This window comes from Burkholderia sp. AU45388, from assembly GCF_030481585.1.
GTDB classification, from domain to species: domain Bacteria; phylum Pseudomonadota; class Gammaproteobacteria; order Burkholderiales; family Burkholderiaceae; genus Burkholderia; species Burkholderia sola.
In genome coordinates this window covers 33,469-49,087 of sequence record NZ_JAUJPV010000001.1, presented here as the reverse complement: position 1 = coordinate 49,087, position 15,619 = coordinate 33,469, and the positions used below count along the sequence as shown (strand labels likewise).

The 15,619-nt window shown below is 62.4% G+C and carries 13 protein-coding genes; 7 read left to right on the top strand and 6 right to left on the bottom strand.

Annotation, left to right across the window (positions count from 1 at the left end; translation table 11 throughout):
- Nucleotide 1: 1 nt before the first annotated feature.
- Together QZM72_RS00200 and QZM72_RS00195 are read right to left on the bottom strand one after the other, a co-directional pair.
- Complete coding sequence (locus QZM72_RS00200; protein ID WP_301736758.1) at nt 2-1,288, bottom strand: MFS transporter; 1,287 nt, start codon at nt 1,286-1,288, stop codon at nt 2-4.
- Nucleotides 1,289-1,336: 48 nt separating this feature from the next.
- Nucleotides 1,337-2,761, bottom strand: a complete 1,425-nt coding sequence (locus tag QZM72_RS00195; RefSeq protein ID WP_301736756.1) for a M20 family metallopeptidase — start codon at nt 2,759-2,761, stop codon at nt 1,337-1,339.
- A gap of 134 nt (nt 2,762-2,895) precedes the next feature.
- Here QZM72_RS00195 and QZM72_RS00190 point away from each other — a divergent pair, with 134 nt between their 5' ends.
- The gene (locus QZM72_RS00190) at nt 2,896-3,792 is read left to right on the top strand and encodes a LysR family transcriptional regulator (protein WP_301736755.1); all 897 of its coding nucleotides are present in this window, start codon (nt 2,896-2,898) and stop codon (nt 3,790-3,792) included.
- A 253-nt stretch (nt 3,793-4,045) separates the two neighbouring features.
- Here the strand turns inward: QZM72_RS00190 and mdeB are convergent, their stop codons facing one another.
- Both mdeB and QZM72_RS00180 read right to left on the bottom strand, forming a co-directional pair.
- A complete protein-coding gene (gene mdeB, locus QZM72_RS00185; protein WP_301736754.1) occupies nt 4,046-6,736 on the bottom strand; it encodes an alpha-ketoglutarate dehydrogenase in 2,691 nt (896 codons plus the stop codon).
- Nucleotides 6,737-6,813: 77 nt separating this feature from the next.
- Nucleotides 6,814-7,830 (bottom strand): 1-aminocyclopropane-1-carboxylate deaminase, encoded by a 1,017-nt coding sequence (locus tag QZM72_RS00180; RefSeq protein WP_089471069.1) that lies wholly within the window; start codon nt 7,828-7,830, stop codon nt 6,814-6,816.
- A gap of 173 nt (nt 7,831-8,003) precedes the next feature.
- On the opposite strand from QZM72_RS00180, the gene QZM72_RS00175 reads away from it, so the two are divergent.
- From QZM72_RS00175 to QZM72_RS00155, 5 genes are all read left to right on the top strand, one after another.
- Nucleotides 8,004-8,516 carry an Lrp/AsnC family transcriptional regulator gene (locus QZM72_RS00175; RefSeq protein ID WP_301736753.1) on the top strand — a complete coding sequence of 171 codons (513 nt, stop codon included), beginning with the start codon at nt 8,004-8,006 and terminating at the stop codon, nt 8,514-8,516.
- Between the two features lie 454 nt (nt 8,517-8,970).
- Nucleotides 8,971-10,701 (top strand): methyl-accepting chemotaxis protein, encoded by a 1,731-nt coding sequence (locus QZM72_RS00170; protein WP_301736752.1) that lies wholly within the window; start codon nt 8,971-8,973, stop codon nt 10,699-10,701.
- A complete protein-coding gene (locus tag QZM72_RS00165) occupies nt 10,661-11,266 on the top strand; it encodes a chemotaxis protein CheW (protein ID WP_301736751.1) in 606 nt (201 codons plus the stop codon). The genes QZM72_RS00170 and QZM72_RS00165 overlap by 41 nt, the downstream gene beginning before the upstream one ends.
- The gene (locus QZM72_RS00160; RefSeq protein WP_089471065.1) at nt 11,263-11,676 is read left to right on the top strand and encodes a hypothetical protein; all 414 of its coding nucleotides are present in this window, start codon (nt 11,263-11,265) and stop codon (nt 11,674-11,676) included. Before QZM72_RS00165 ends, QZM72_RS00160 begins: the two co-directional genes overlap by 4 nt.
- A gap of 406 nt (nt 11,677-12,082) precedes the next feature.
- Nucleotides 12,083-12,352 carry a hypothetical protein gene (locus QZM72_RS00155; RefSeq protein ID WP_301736750.1) on the top strand — a complete coding sequence of 90 codons (270 nt, stop codon included), beginning with the start codon at nt 12,083-12,085 and terminating at the stop codon, nt 12,350-12,352.
- Nucleotides 12,353-12,556: 204 nt separating this feature from the next.
- Here QZM72_RS00155 and QZM72_RS00150 read toward each other — a convergent pair whose 3' ends face one another.
- Nucleotides 12,557-14,125 (bottom strand): methyl-accepting chemotaxis protein, encoded by a 1,569-nt coding sequence (locus QZM72_RS00150; protein WP_301736749.1) that lies wholly within the window; start codon nt 14,123-14,125, stop codon nt 12,557-12,559.
- Nucleotides 14,126-14,401: 276 nt separating this feature from the next.
- On the opposite strand from QZM72_RS00150, the gene QZM72_RS00145 reads away from it, so the two are divergent.
- Nucleotides 14,402-14,692, top strand: a complete 291-nt coding sequence (locus QZM72_RS00145) for a hypothetical protein (protein ID WP_301736748.1) — start codon at nt 14,402-14,404, stop codon at nt 14,690-14,692.
- Here QZM72_RS00145 and QZM72_RS00140 read toward each other — a convergent pair.
- Nucleotides 14,654-15,568, bottom strand: coding sequence for an endo alpha-1,4 polygalactosaminidase (locus QZM72_RS00140; protein ID WP_367620010.1), 915 nt, complete (start codon nt 15,566-15,568; stop codon nt 14,654-14,656). The genes QZM72_RS00145 and QZM72_RS00140 overlap by 39 nt on opposite strands.
- Nucleotides 15,569-15,619: the final 51 nt, after the last annotated feature.

The following is a 15,619-nucleotide window of genomic DNA, read 5'->3' as shown; positions in this document are numbered from 1 at the left end:
CTTATCGGAGATTCAACATTGATCGACAGCCGCGCAATGCCATCAAGCTCAGCACGCCGAGCAACATCAGGTAAAACGCCGGCGATGCCAGATTGCCGGTCTGATGGATCAACGAGGCGACGATCAGCGGCGCGAAACCGCCGAACAGCGTGACGCCGATGTTGTAGCTGATGGCCATGCCCGTCGCCCGGGTTTCCGTCGGAAATACTTCCGCCATCAGCGCGGGCAGCGCGCCAAAATAGACCGCCTTCAGCGTCCCGATCCAGGCCATCATCGCGATGAGCCGTCCCAGATCGGGATGCGCCCCAAGCAATTTGAAAACCGGATAAATGGTCAGAATGAACGCGATCCCGGCCCAGATCATCAGCCTGACGCGGCCGATCCTGTCCGAGAGATAGCCGACGAACGGCGTCACGAACGTCAGGATGGCGCCGGTCAACATCGTTGCAATGAAGCCGAAACTGGCGGGCAGATGAAGCTCGCGCACCGCGTAGGTCGGAATATAAAGAATGACGTAACTGGCGCCGGTGGAAAGGACGAGCGTACCGATCGCCAACAACATTCTGGTTTTCTGCTTGACGAACACTTCTCGTACCGGGAACGATGCGGGCCTTTCGCGCCTCGCGCCATCGGCCTCATGCACGTGCTTTCGCAAGTACAGGCCGACGGGGCCGATCAACACACCGAAGAGAAACGGGATGCGCCAGCCCCATGCGTCGATCGCATCTCCGTCGAGGGTCAAGGTCAGGAGAACGCCAAAACCGGCCGCGAGCATATAGCTCAACCCCTGACTCGCGAACTGGAAGCTGGCGAACAATCCCTTGCGTTCGGGACACTGTTCCACCAGGAACGCAGTGGTGCTGCCGAACTCGCCGCCCGCGGAAAAGCCCTGAAGCAGTCGAGCGCAGATGACCAGAATCGGTGCGATCACGCCGATCGACGCGTAACTCGGCGTCAGTGCGATCGTCGTCGTGCCGACCATCATCGTCACGATCGACACCATCATCGATGCCTTGCGGCCGCGACGATCCGCATACGAGCCCAGCACGAGTGCTCCGATCGGCCGGGCCAGATACGAGATCGCGAACGTCCCGAACGTCAGAAGAAGGGATACCCCGCTGCTCGACGCCGGAAAGAAAGCCTTTGAAATCGAGATTGCGAAGAATCCGTAAATCAGTATGTCGAACCACTCCAAGGCATTGCCGACGGTTGCGGCGGACACCAGCCGCAACACGTTTGGCCCCTGCTCTCTTGTCGGCGCGGCATCCATCATTTCCATAGTACGCATCTCATTCTCCGTTAACTGACGATAACAAGTGCATTAAAAACGGGCGTCTCATGCCTGGGTGACAAGCGCTCCTTCCTTGCGCCGATCCCGGACGGCGGATGCCGACTCCCCGAGATCCCAAAATATGCCCGCCATGATCTGCAGCGCCTCGCGCGCGACACTTCCAAGCAGGTGTTCGTTCGGGGCATGCTGGGAGCAGGCGCCGTATGAGTGCGGAATCCAGACCGTCGGAAGGCCCAGCACCTCGGAAAAGACGTCGTTGGGCAGCGACCCGCCAAGATTGGGCAGCAAATCCGGCTGCTTGCCGGTCGTCCGCTCGATCGAATCGAGCGCCCATGCGACCCACGGATCTTCCGGCGGCAAGCGCGTGGCGCCCATCCGCTCGCCGATGGCCACCTCGACCCGATCGAACCCGCATGCGTCGAGGTGATGCCGCAGAACTTCTTCGATACGCTCGCAATCCGTACCGACGACGTATCTGAGTTGGCAATGCGCGTGTGCAACGGGCGGAATCGCGCCGATCGGGCTGGTCGGGTTGCCGGTGGTAAAGGCCAGGACTTCCAGCGCGTTCCATGCATAGACGCGCTCCGGGGTGGTCAAGCCAGGTTCGCCCCAATTGGCATCGACGTGGGGATCGTTAGGTCCGCCACCCACGGCAATATTTTTCAGCGCAGTCCGCACCGCATCCGGAATATGCGTAGGCAACAGCGCGTCGACGAGGATCCGCCCACGCCCGTCGACGAGCGACGAGATCGCGTTGGCGAGCACGGTGCCGGCATTACCGAGCGCCCCGCCCCAGTTTCCGGAATGATGTGCGCCCGACCGGAGCCGGACGGAAAGCGTGAAGTTGACGAACCCGCGCGCCCCGAGAAAAACGCAAGGGACGTTCGATCTGGCCCGGGGGCCATCCGAAGCGATCAGAATGTCGGCGGCGAGAAGATCCTTGTTCTGCTCGCAGACCGCGCGTAGCCCGGGCGACCCCGTTTCTTCCCCCATCTCGAGCAGCAGCGTCGCATTGAAACCCAGGCGTCGATTCCTGGCCTCGACGACTTGCTCCAGCGCGGCCAGGTTGATCGTGTGTTGCCCTTTGTTGTCCGCGGTGCCCCGCCCAAACCATCGGTCTCCGTCGACCGTGACGTTCCATGGCGACATCTGATCCTGCCACTGTCCGTCATGGCCACGGACGACATCACCGTGCCCGTACATCAGGATCGTCGGAAGCGAGGGGTCCTCGATACGCGTCGCAATCAAAAACGGCGCGCTCCCCGCAACCGGGTTCTCGACGATACGAGACTCGAAACCCATACGGGCGATCGACGGCGCGATCTCGTCGACGAGGTAGGCTCGAAGCTCGCTTGCCCTTCCGGAATCCTGACTTTCCGTCATCATGTGGACGCGTCGCGCGAGATCTTTCAGGAAGCTTCCCGAATCGAAATATGTTGTGGCAGAGTCGATTGCTTGGTGGCGCGTCATGGAGATCCTCGCGTGTATCGTGGAAGAGCGGTTTGTTCAACCCTGATGGATCGAGCGTACGAAGCCAAAACGCGCACTACAATTGACTTTTTTGCGCGCCCTGCTTTCCAATAACGCAAACTTGGCGGCCCGTCATGCACAACGCTGCACTCCGATACTTCCTTGCCGTTGCCAACACCGGTTCGTTGAGCGAGGCGTCCGAGAAGCTGCACGTTTCGATCTCGGCGCTCAGCCGTCAGATTACGAAGCTCGAGGAGGAGGTCGGCTGCCCGCTGTTCGAGCGTCAGGCGCGTGGCATGGTCCCCAACAAGGCCGGGGAGCTGTTGGCTGCGCATGTCCGACGAACCCTGCTGGAAGGTCAGCAGGTGATCGACGAGATCAAGGCGCTGAACTCGTTCGATCGAAGCACGATCCGCGTCTCGACGTCGGAGGCGTTTTCCCGAGATGTGCTCCCTCGCGCCATCACGCACTTTCTGGAAAAGTCGCCCGGTACCCGTTTCGAGGTGGCGGTGACTGCGCCGGCGGAGGTAACGGCACACGTAAGGAGCGGCGAAGCGGATATCGGCCTGACGTTCGGTGTCGTACGAGAGCCGGAGATCAACGTCGAGTACACGCAGAGCGCGCCCATTTGCGCGGTCATGCCTCGTTCACACGCGCTGGCCGGGCATGCGACGGTATCGATGGACGAGTTGCGGAATTACCCGATTGCCTTGCTTGATCGCGGCACGACGATCCGTCAGCTTTTCGATACGACGGCGAGCCTTGAGAATCTTCTCTTCGAGCCCGTCCTGACCTGCAACAATTCCGGCACTCTGTATGCATTCACACAAATGTCGGGGGTGGTGTCCCTGACGAGCCGCCTGACGGTGCAGGCGCGTCTGGCGACGGACGGCCTGGTCGCGATCCCGATCGATCATCCGGGCATGTCGTTACGTGCGATCCAGATCCAGACCTTGACTGGAAGGGTGTTGTCGACCGTATTGATCGACTTCGTTGGCGAATTGGTGAAGCAACTGCATACGACCGACTAGGTACGCAGCGACGTCGTACCCGAATACCACGAACTGGTGCGACAAACAAAACACGAACCTGAGCAGAACCCCCTTTGCCGTCCGCCCAAGGACGCGCCTTTCTTTTGGTTACTTTTCTTTGGAAGACAAAGAAAAGTGACCGCCGCCCCGCGCAGGGGCGACACTAATAGACCGCTAGCAAAACAGGTTCAACGACAAGCGCATGGAGCGCGCCTAAAAAAAACCACGCACATATCCAACCGATATCCCACCGTTATCCCGCCACCACCCCGACGACATTAGCAGCACCCGATTGCTTGCAAACCTCATTCCCCGCCCCCTGCCCCTCGAAGGCCCGCAGGCTTGCCTGCACGATGGCATGAGCATCCACCTCAAAATACCGCCGCAACTCCGCCCGCGAATCGCTCCGCCCAAACCCATCGGTCCCAAGCGTGACATATCGCCGCCCGTCCGGAATATACGCACGAACCATTTCCGGAAGCGCTTTCACATAATCTGACGCGGCGACAATCGGCCCGACCGTCGCGCGCAGCTGACTATAAATCCACGACTCCCCGATATCGCCGGAACCAAGCCGCCATTCCCGCTCGCATCGCGCGCCATCGCGCCCCAGCTCGACATAGCTGGTGACACTCCAGACGTCCGCGCCCACCCCATGTAACCGCTCGAGTTCGTCCGCCGCCTTGAGCACCTCGCCCATGATCGCGCCGCTGCCGAACAACTGAACCCGCCTCTGAAAACGGCCGCCCTGTCGAAACAGATACATGCCTTTCACGATACCTTCGTGCGAAGCATCGGCAATACTCGGTTGCGCGACGTTCTCATTGGTCACGGTGACGTAATAGAACTCGTCCTGCGCATCACTCAGCATGCGCCGCAACCCATAGTCGACCAGGACAGCCAGCTCGCCGGCAAAGGACGGATCGTACGCCCGACACGTCGGTATCGTCGACGCGAGAAGATGACTCGAGCCATCCTGATGCTGCAATCCTTCTCCACCGAGCGTCGTGCGACCCGACGTGGCGCCGACGAGAAAACCTCTGGCTCGCTGGTCCGCGGCCGCCCAGATCAGGTCGCCGATACGCTGAAAGCCGAACATGCTGTAGTAAATGTAGAACGGCATCATCGGAACACCGTGCACGGCGTAACTCGTCGCGGCGGCCGTCCACGACGATATGGCTCCTGCCTCCGTAATCCCTTCCTCGAGAATTTGACCATCGGACGCTTCACGATACGAGAGCATCGATGAATTGTCTTCCGGATCGTACAATTGCCCGAACGGCGCGTAGATTCCGACCTGTCGGAAAAGATTCGCCATCCCGAACGTTCTGGCCTCGTCCGCCACGATCGGAACCAATCGAGGGCCGAGGTTGGCGTCCTTGAGCAGCGCACCGAGCTGCCTGACGAAGGCGGTCGTCGAACTCATGACCTTGCCGTCCGCATTCATCGAAAAACCCGCGACGCTCGCCAGCGGGGGCACCACGAGTCGCTCGGATGCCGCACGTCGCTCAGGGAGATAGCCGCCGAGCGTCTCGCGACGCGTGCGCAAGTACCGCAGTTCATCGCTATCGTGCGGCGGTCGATAAAACCGCGCTTCCGATGCCGCTTCGTCGGAAAGCGGGAGCGCGAATCGATCCCGAAACGCGATCAGGTCGTCCCGTTCCAGCTTTTTCTGCTGATGCGTCGTCATGCGCCCTTGCGCGATCGTGCCCATGCCATAGCCCTTCATGGTCTTGGCCAGCACGACCGACGGCCGGCCATTCCTGACCGTCGCCGCGGCAAAGGCGGCATGGATTTTCACGGGATCGTGCCCGCCGCGCCGAAGCATCGCGATGTCGTCGTCGGACAACGAATCCACCAGCGCTCGCAGTTCCGGCGTCCGACTGAAGAACGTCTCGCGATTGAACGCGCCGTCATTGGCCGACAATGTCTGAAAATCGCCATCGACGGTGTTCGCGAAAGCCCGCTCCAGCACACCCTCACGATCGCGGCCGAGCAACGCATCCCACTCGGAGCCCCAGATGCATTTGATAACGTTCCATCCGGCGCCGGCGAACAACGCCTCGAGCTCGTCGATGACCCGGCCGTTGCCGCGAACCGGCCCATCCAGTCGCTGGAGATTGCAGTTGATGACGAATACGCAGTTGTCGAGCCGCTCGCGAGCCGCGAGCGTCAATGCGGCGATCGACTCGGGCTCGTCCATTTCTCCATCGCCGAAGAAACCCCACACGCGACGCTCGCCGTGCTCCTTCAGGCCGCGATTTTCCATGTACCGCATGAACCGCGCCTGATAGATGGCGTTGAGCGGCCCCAACCCCATCGATCCGGTTGGAAACTGCCAGAAGTCCGGCATCAGGAAGGGATGAGGATATGAACTCAATCCCCGGATGCCGCGAGCCTCCGCCACGATCTCCTGGCGGTAATGGGACAGCGATTCTTCCGACAGTCGTCCCTCGAGGAACGCCCGGGCATAGACGCCCGGCGCGGAGTGCGCCTGGAAGAACACCAGATCGCCGCCGTGCACCGCATCCGGGCCGCGAAAAAAATGCTGGAAACCGACCTCGAACAAATCCGCGGCGGAAGCATAGCTTGCAATGTGCCCGCCCAGTTCACCCTGCGCACGGTTGGCACGGACCACCATCGCGAGCGCGTTCCACCGTATCAACGCCGCGATCCGCCGCTCGATTTGCAGATCGCCCGGATAGGCCGGCTGCTCGTCGGGCGCCACGGTATTGACGTACGGCGTGACCAGGGGCGGCCGCCACCCGACGCGACGGGCCTGTGCGTGGGCCAACAACGAATCGAGAAGATGGCGCGCACGTGCGTTGCCTTGATCGCCGCCCCACGCATGCAACACGCCATCGAGCGCGTCGCACCATTCCCGGAGTTCCTCCGGGTCGGGATCCGTCATCGTGCTGGCCGGAAGTCGATTCTGCATGTCCATACTTGGCACCCCGAATTGGCGATATGCACGCCGCGTTCCGACTCTGACTCTAGTTGCAGCCGGAACGCGGCCAAGCCTCAACCGTTCTTGAACAGGAAGCTGTAGGCGTTCAATGCGGGGACGCCGCCGAGGTGCGCATACAAAACCCGGGACCCTTCCGGAAACTCGCCGCGGCGCACCTTATCGATCATGCCGTGCATCGACTTGCCTTCGTAAACCGGGTCGGTCAGCATCCCCTCGGTCTTCGCGCACAGGCGAATCGCTTCGAGCGTGCCTTCCGACGGCAGGCCGTATTCCGGGCCGCCGTAGCGCGTGTCCAGCACCACGTCCGCGTCCGCGATCGGCCGATCGAGTTCCACGAGATCGGCGGTCTGGCGTGCGATGCGCAGAATCTGCTCGCGCGTCTGCTCGGGTTTGGCCGACGCATCGATACCGATCACGCGATCCGCGCGTCCGTCCGCCGCGAACCCGACGACCATGCCGGCCTGCGTGCTTCCGGTCACCGAACACACGACGATGTAGTCGAACTTGAATCCGAGTTCAGCTTCCTGGGCGCGTACTTCCTCCGCGAAACCGACAAACCCCAGGCCGCCCAGCCGATGCTCGGAACAACCGGCGGGGATCGGATACGGCTTCCCGCCCGCGTTGCGAACACTCTCCATCGCCTGTTCCCAGCTCGGGCGAATGCCGATGTCGAAGCCGTCGCTGACCAGCCGAACGTCGGCGCCCATCATGCGGGACATCTGGATGTTGCCGACGCGGTCATACACCGCGTCCGAGTAGTTGACCCAGTTTTCTTGAACCAGCACGCATTTCAGGCCAAGATGAGCCGCGACTGCCGCGACCTGACGCGTCTGGTTCGACTGGATGCCGCCAATCGATACGAGCGTGTCGGCGCCGCTCGCCAGAACGTCCGGCACGATGTACTCGAGCTTGCGGGTCTTGTTGCCGCCGAACGCCAGGCCGCTGTTGCAGTCTTCGCGTTTTGCATAGAGATGCACTTTTCCACCCAGCTCCTTGCTGAGGCGCGGCAACTCATGGATGGGGGTGGGTCCGAAGGTCAGCTTGTGGCGAGGAAAGCGATCGAGGTTCACGGAGGTTCTCCGAAAGATGGGCGGTGGGTTCCGACGCCCGATGTCGCCGGGGCGACCGGGCACGAAGAAATTCTAGTTAAATACCCGCGAAACATGGTTGCAAACATATTTCCTTCTCCGTGCTTTGAAATACAATTTCCAGCATCTCCACGAACGTAAATTTTTTCGAATCGATGAAATCGACAACAAAATTTCTCGACAAATCGCGCCCGGACGACACCAGCCACGTCGAACTTGACCGCACGGACAAAGCGATCCTGCGCGCCCTTCAGAAGGACGCATCGATCTCGAACGTGGCGCTGGCGGCGAAGGTGAATTTGAGCGCGCCGGCCTGTTTGCGCCGCGTCGAACGGCTCAAGAGCCTGGGTTTGATCCGAGGAATCGTCGCGCTGCTCAACGCGCCTGCCCTCGACGCGGGCATGGTCGTCATCATCGGGGTCGTGCTGGATCGATCGACTCCCGAATCCTTCGCCGCGTTTGAAAAAGCGGCCCAGAACGTATCCGGCTGCATGGAATGCCACGTGGTGACCGGCGAGTTCGACTACTTCATGATGCTGCGCACCCGCGATAGCGAAAGCTTCAACCGACTCCATGCCGAGCAACTGCTTTATCTGCCCGGCGTGCGTCAGATCCGGACTTTCATGGTGCTCAAGCAGGTTTTTTCCTCGACGCAGATCGCCATATAGCGGCTGAGCCAGGCCGCCGTTTCCCGCGCACGCCGGAACTCGCCGGCGACGATCGCGCGGAAGCAGCGAAGCGGCTCGGCATCAGCCTCCGCGCACGCGCATCGCGAGCCTCGACATCGGCTAGCGTCGGATTTCCGGACACGCGTGTCCGGACACGTTGACACTCCCGCCGCCGCACTGCCGGCACAGCCTTGTCCGACAGTCCCCTTTATGTGGCACACCGCTTGCATGTATTGCCCGAAACGATCTCGCGGATCGCACCGGGCGGGCGGCGTTCATCCTTCGCGAAACGGCACGCGAAGACATCGAAGCCGGTACCGGTCCCTGCGTGGTCGTGATTTCAACGACGGGAGGCGGATGAGCTTCGACGCATGTCGACGCCTTCCCGACCCGACGTTCATAACAAGCACAACGACAACCGCTCACCGGAGCGAACGACAGGGGAAGACCAAAGATGAGCTTCGGACAATTGACCGTGCGAGTAAAACTCGCGTCGACCTTCGGCATGATGGCCGCGTTGGTGGTTCTGGTTTCGGTGCTCGCGCTCAGTGCGCTCGGCGACGCGAACGACGGCTTTGCCGGCTACGTCGACGGCGCGCGCGCCCGCGCGGCGTTGACGGAGACAATTCGTGCGGCGGTACTGCGGCGTGCGGTCGCCGTCCGTAATCTCGTGCTCGTGACGAAGCCCGACGATATCGAAGCCGAACGCGTTGCGATGACGCAGGCGCACGACGAAGTGCAGGCGCGGCTTCGCCAGTTGAACGAAGCCATCGCCACCGATTCCGACGTGACGGCGAACGCCCGTGCGCTGGTGGCCGAGATCAATCGCATCGAGTCTCGATACGGCCCGGTGGCCATCGCGATCGGCGACGCCGCGTTGCATGGCCAGCGAGACCAGGCGATCGCGATGATCGTCGATCAATGCCGGCCGCTACTGAAGGAACTCGTCGCGGCAGCCGACACCTATGCCGGTTTCGCAAGCAATCGGGCGGCTGAAAGAAAGCAGGCGTCCGTGCAACAGTACGGCCGACACCGCGTCTTGCTGATCGGCATCTGTCTGGCTGCACTCGCGGCAGCCGTCGTGGCGGCCTTCCTGATCACGCGCAGCATCACGCGGGCACTCGGCGCGGAACCCGGCGACCTGAGCGACATCACACGCCGCGTCGCGGCGGGCGACCTCGGCACCGTCGACGGCGCCGCCGCCGCGCCGCGGGGCAGCGTGCTCGCCTCGATGGGCGAGATGCAGGCGAGCCTCGTTCGGCTGATCGGGCAAGTCCGCACCGCCGCGGACAGCATCGCGACGGGATCCAGCCAGATTGCATCCGGCAACCAGGACTTGTCGTCCCGCACGGAGCAACAGGCGGCGTCGCTACAGGAGACGGCATCGAGCATGGAACAGCTCACCGCCACCGTGCGGCAGAACGCGGAGAGCGCGCAACAGGCGAGCGCCCTGGCCGACGGCGCGTCGGACGTCGCGCAAAAAGGCAGCGCGGTGGTGAGCCAGGTCGTGGACACCATGACCGACATCAGCCACAGCTCGTCGAAGATAGCCGAGATCACCGGGATCATCGAAGGCATCGCGTTCCAGACCAATATTCTCGCGCTGAACGCCGCCGTGGAAGCTGCCCGCGCGGGCGAACAGGGTCGCGGCTTCGCCGTCGTGGCGAGCGAAGTCAGAAGCCTCGCACAGCGTTCGTCGGGTGCGGCCAAGGAAATCAAGGCGTTGATCGGCGCATCCGTGCAGAAGATTCAGGATGGGTCGCGTTTTGCCGACGACGCGGGCCACACGATGGCCGAAGTGACGAAAGCCGTGGCGCGCGTGACGGACATCATGGGCGAAATCGCCGCGGCCTCCTCCGAACAAAGTCGCGGGATCGAACAGGTCAACATCGCGATCACGCAGATGGACGAAGTCACGCAACAGAACGCGGCACTGGTGGAGGAAGCGGCGGCCGCGTCGAAGTCGCTCGAGGATCAGGGCCGTCGATTGACCGAGGCTGTCTCGTTCTTCCGCGTCGGCTCCGCGGACAGCCGTGCATACGACCAGCCGGCCGCGCACCGGGGTGCGGCAGCCACGGCGGCCGTGTCGCGGCCGGTGCGACCGGGCCGCACGCCCGTGACGGTGGCGAGCACACCGTCACCCCGTGCCGCGATGGACGCTGCAACAGACTGGACCACCTTTTGATTCGGCACGAACCATCCATTTTTTGGAGCATGACATGACGGAAGCAGTTGAAATCGCGGAGAGCACACCCGTACGCGATAGCGCCGGCGACGCGACCACGCAGGTATTTGTCGCCTTCGTGCTCGGCGACGACGAATACGGAATCGATATCCAGAGTGTCCGCGAGATTCGCCCTTATGTAGAACCGACGCCCGCCGCCGATGCGCCGCCGTTCGTCAAAGGCACGATCAACCTGCGCGGCTTCGTCATGCCGATCGTCGACCTGCGCATGACGTTCTCGCTGGACCCGATCGGTGGCACCGTGCCGACCGCCATCATCGTGCTCGACGGTGCGGAACAGGCGATCGGCCTGATCGTCGACTCGGTGAGCGGCGTCGTCGATATCGATCGCTCCGCGCGCCGCCCGGCACCGGAGGTCGGGGCCGCGATGCAAACGGAATGCGTCACGGGCCTCGCCGCCTACGAAGGAGACGACGGCGAACAACTGCTGGCCCTGCTCGACATCGATCGACTGATGGAGACGATCGACGTCGGCGCGCGCTGGAACCGTCCGAGCAAAGCTTGATCGACATTCAAACGATGACGAAAGACACACAACGGCCGCCGGTATGGCGGCCCATCGAGTTTTTGCCGAGCCTGTTCTATCTGGTCGACGCTCAAGTGGACGAAGCCCGGGCGACCTTCGACAAATTGACCCGGCACACGACGGAACGACACATGCCGGACCCTGCGATGCGCGAGCGAGTCAGGCATGACTACATCGGGCAACGGAAGCTGTTGCCGATTCAATACGAGCAATTCATGCGTTGGCAATGGGAAGCCACGACTGCGGAGCAACGGGACATGCTCAAGCGGATCGGCGAGCGCGCCGACCACCTCGCCGCGCTGTACGATTCGATCATCGCGTGGCTCGACGAATCGTCCCGGGCCACATCCGGCGTCAAGCAGCCGAACGATTCGTCGACGTTCGCCTGAGCTCGATTCGAGCCGGCGTCATCAGCCTATGCGCGCCGGCTTTGCTTCAACCCGCCGAGCGATTGAATGGTATCGGCGATGTAAACCGGCCTCGCGTCCCTTTCCAAACTATTTCGGTTGATTGACGACAATAAAACACGCCCCACATCAACCTCGATCGGCGTCTAATTCGTTGACGCCGGTGTATCGATTGATTGACACATCCGATTGTTCGCTGTTGGCAGTGTCTCGTCCGGCATAGGCCTTGACGTGGCACGTCGCTTGCATATTTCGCGCGCACAGGAAGCGGCCCATGCAACGGCGGACGTAGTCGAAAGCGGGCCGGATAGCGCGGCATGCTCGCCTGACCGTCATGCCGACCCGATGCGTGACGAAATACCGTATGGTTTTCAGACAGGTGCCAAGGATGAACATGCAACCGATGGAGAGCACGCTGCCCGTTTTGACGGATGCAGCCACGCTGCAATTTTCCGCTTATGGATTCGGTTGGGGATATCGTTCGTTTTCGTTATTGCGCGAGACGATGTGCGCCTTCCTGGGCGCCCGGGATACGAGCGAGCAGCAGATTCGGCTGGCCTTCGAACTGAACCGGCATCGGATCCTTCGCGCGGTCGGACCGTTCTCGGCGATGCCGTATCAAGGCGAGACGATCCCCGTTCCGGTCGAGAACCTGTAGACGGCTTGCGCCGGCATTCACCGATGCCCGGATAGCGGGTGACGACATGCGTGCACGATGTCGTCGCACCCGAAGCGCGATACAGCCGGCGTTCGTTTCACTGAACATCCCGCGGCAAACTGCTTCGGCCGGCGAAGCATCGCCGCGCGAGCGGCTCGGCTCCCGCTCGCGTCGACTTCCGGCGAAGCACGGGGGCCGAGCCCGTCAGTGCGCAAGCCCGCGACCGATCCTGAATACCCCGACGACCTCGCGCAGCGTGGTGGCCTGCTGCGCCATCGCCTGCGCCGCTGCCGATGCCTGCTCCACGAGCGCCGCGTTCTGCTGCGTGACCGAATCCATCTGGCCCACGGCAACATTCACCTGCTCGATACCCGTTCCCTGCTCGTCCGACGCCGACGCGATTTCACTCATGATGTCGGTCACGCGCCGTACGGACTGCACGATATCCGACATGGTCGCGCCCGCGCGTTCGACCTGCTGCGACCCCTGCGCCACGCTCTCCACCGAACTCGTGATGAGATCCTTGACTTCCTTGGCCGCGTTCGCGCTGCGTTGCGCCAACGTGCGCACTTCGCCGGCCACCACCGCAAAGCCACGCCCCTGCTCGCCCGCGCGCGCGGCCTCGACTGCCGCGTTCAACGCGAGAATGTTCGTCTGGAACGCGATCCCTTCGATCACGGTAATGATTTCGGCAACCTTGCCCGAACTGCTCGAAATGGCGCGCATGGAGTCGACCACCTGGTTCACCACTTCGCCGCCGCGCATCGCGACCTCGCAGGCGCTGCCCGCAAGCGCATTCGCCTGCTTGGCGTTTTCCGTATTCTGACGAACCGTCGCGGTCAACTGCTCCATGCTGGCCGCCGTTTCCTCGAGCGAAGCCGCCTGCTCCTCCGTTCGCTGCGAGAGATCCAGGTTCCCCTGCGCGATTTCGCCGGCCGAAGTCGTGATCGATTCCGCGGTCGACTGAATTTCCGACACGATGCCGCTCAGTTGCCGTCGCATCGATTCGAGCGACGCCATCAGGCTGCCGCGATCGTTCGGCGCGACCGACACGGGCGCTTCGAGATCGCCTTCGGCAATCCGCCCGGCCACGACCGCGGCGTCGGTGGGCTCGCCGCCCAGCGACCGCATGATTCCACGCGTGATGACGGTCCCCAGCACGATCGAGAGGATGACGGTGATGATGCCAGCCGCCGCGAGCGTCAACTTGGTTAACGCAGTCAAGCTGGCCACCTCGTCTGAACGTTGATCGAGCAGCGACTGCTCGGCCCCGGTCAGTTCGGCGGCCACCGCTCGATAGCGATCCATGAACTGCTTGTCGTCGCCCTGCTTGAAGTAGTCGATCAGCACGTTGGCAGGCTGCGTACCGGCATTGACGTCGCGCCGCATGGCGATCAGCTTGTCGTCGACCTCCGCCACCTTCCGATGCATGTCGCGCAGTGTCTCGAGACGACGCTGTTGTGTGGCATTGTCCGAAGTGAGGCTGCGCACGACATCGAACGACGTGGCGAACTGCTTGAGGCCGGCCTTATAGGGCTCCAGGTACCGGTCATCCCCCGCGGCCACGTAGCCGCGCACGCCCGTCTCCATGTTGACCATGCTGGTCAACATGTCGTCATTCGCGCGCAGGACCTGGTAACTATGAACGTTCCAGCCGTTCGCCTGGTTCAGCTTCAGAAAATTGACGATCGAGATCGCGCTGCCGATCAACGATATGAGTACGACGATACCGAATGCTGCGCCCAGCTTCCTGCCGACTGTCATGGAGCCCATGCTTGCTTCCCCCCTGTGTTGTTGTTCGTTATGTCGGCACGCAAGCAAACTTACTGTAATGCCCACCCATCCGGCCCGAAGAGACATTTCGCAAGATGGCCGGCCATATCGGTTGGCTTTCCCCGACACGCAGCCGCATCCGGTGACTATCCATCCTCGCAAACGATCGCGGACGTATTATCTTTTTATCGGTTTCCGCAAAAAACATTGCGCCGGGCGTGATAAACATGCCGGAATCCTCTGACAAATTCGGAATTCGGAGAATTTCTCCCGTGAATGGAACCGCACGTGCCGGACGGTGCGATGCTCGGACGAATCCGGCATTACCACACCCGGCAACGAACAACGTTACCGCGTCAAGACGAGCAGTTCATGCGCTGGCAAGCAGAGGCGACGACCGCGAAGCAGCGAGAAATGCTTGCTCGCATCCGTGTGCACGCAAACGCACTCTCCACGCTGTTCAATTCGATCATCGCGACAATCGACGCGCTCTCCAGAGATGCGCTCGACAGCAGGACGCCAGATGCGTCACGCTCCGCCCGACTTCGCCTCGCGGCATTGCCATGATGCCGTCGCATCGGGGCCCGTGCCGACGGTGCGCAACGCGCCATCCGTCACGTACGGAATGAGACCCGCCGCGCGAATCTTCGCGGCGATCGTGCTGCGGCACGCCGCGTCGTCCGCCGCGCAATAGTCGATCGAGATTACCGGCAGCGCGTAGCGCTCTTCAATGGCCTTGGCTTGCGCGAGCAGCCAGTCGCGATCCGCTGCAGGGACGGCGCCGTAACGCCGGTTGCGTTGATCCCAGTTGCCGAACAGCGATTCGAATGCAACCGCGGCGATCGCATCGTGCACCCTCGGCAAGATCTCGAAGCCGCGGTTCAGGATCAGTTGCGCGCTCGGGTAGCGCGACTTCACCGCGCGGATCACAGCGACAAGGCCGGCCTCCTGCTTCGCGCGCGCCGCTTCCGTCTTCGCGACGAGCTGGTACGAATCCAGCGTATCGAAAAAGAAGCCGCGGTACCCACGCGCCCACAGCGGCGCGATCACCTGTTCGACGAAAAACGACGGCCACCCCGGCGCCGACTGATCGACGACCGTCGACGCCCATGTCGTATTCCGCCCGAGCAACCACTGTTTCGGCATCCTGCGCGCATAGTCGCGCTCTGGTGTGACCTCGCCGACGCTCACATAGGCAAACCACGCAGGGCGTCGCGCGTCTTGAGAACGTGGATCGAAGCCGCTGTCGGGTTCGACGACGACGACATCGAACTTCTCCAGCTGACGAACCGGCACGTCGTTGCCGTAGAAGAACGCGACGGAATGCGGACGCATCGCATCGGCCGGATCGCACGCGTCAGGCGACGATACCGGCGGGGCGGGTTGCGCATAGACTGCCCGCCCGCACAGCGCACCAAAGATGACGACGGCGACGGCGGCCACGGACGACGCCGCTGCCCTCATCGGCGGCCTGCTCGACCGACGGATTCGGAA

Excerpts from the sequence above, each read along its gene's own strand:
- QZM72_RS00200 (WP_301736758.1), bottom strand. The coding sequence starts at position 1,288 with ATGCGTACTATGGAAATGATGGATGCCGCGCCGACAAGAGAGCAGGGG.
- QZM72_RS00195 (WP_301736756.1), bottom strand. The coding sequence starts at position 2,761 with ATGACGCGCCACCAAGCAATCGACTCTGCCACAACATATTTCGATTCG.
- QZM72_RS00190 (WP_301736755.1), top strand. The coding sequence starts at position 2,896 with ATGCACAACGCTGCACTCCGATACTTCCTTGCCGTTGCCAACACCGGT.
- mdeB (WP_301736754.1), bottom strand. The coding sequence starts at position 6,736 with ATGGACATGCAGAATCGACTTCCGGCCAGCACGATGACGGATCCCGAC.
- QZM72_RS00175 (WP_301736753.1), top strand. The coding sequence starts at position 8,004 with ATGAAATCGACAACAAAATTTCTCGACAAATCGCGCCCGGACGACACC.
- QZM72_RS00170 (WP_301736752.1), top strand. The coding sequence starts at position 8,971 with ATGAGCTTCGGACAATTGACCGTGCGAGTAAAACTCGCGTCGACCTTC.
- QZM72_RS00155 (WP_301736750.1), top strand. The coding sequence starts at position 12,083 with ATGAACATGCAACCGATGGAGAGCACGCTGCCCGTTTTGACGGATGCA.
- QZM72_RS00150 (WP_301736749.1), bottom strand. The coding sequence starts at position 14,125 with ATGGGCTCCATGACAGTCGGCAGGAAGCTGGGCGCAGCATTCGGTATC.
- QZM72_RS00145 (WP_301736748.1), top strand. The coding sequence starts at position 14,402 with ATGGAACCGCACGTGCCGGACGGTGCGATGCTCGGACGAATCCGGCAT.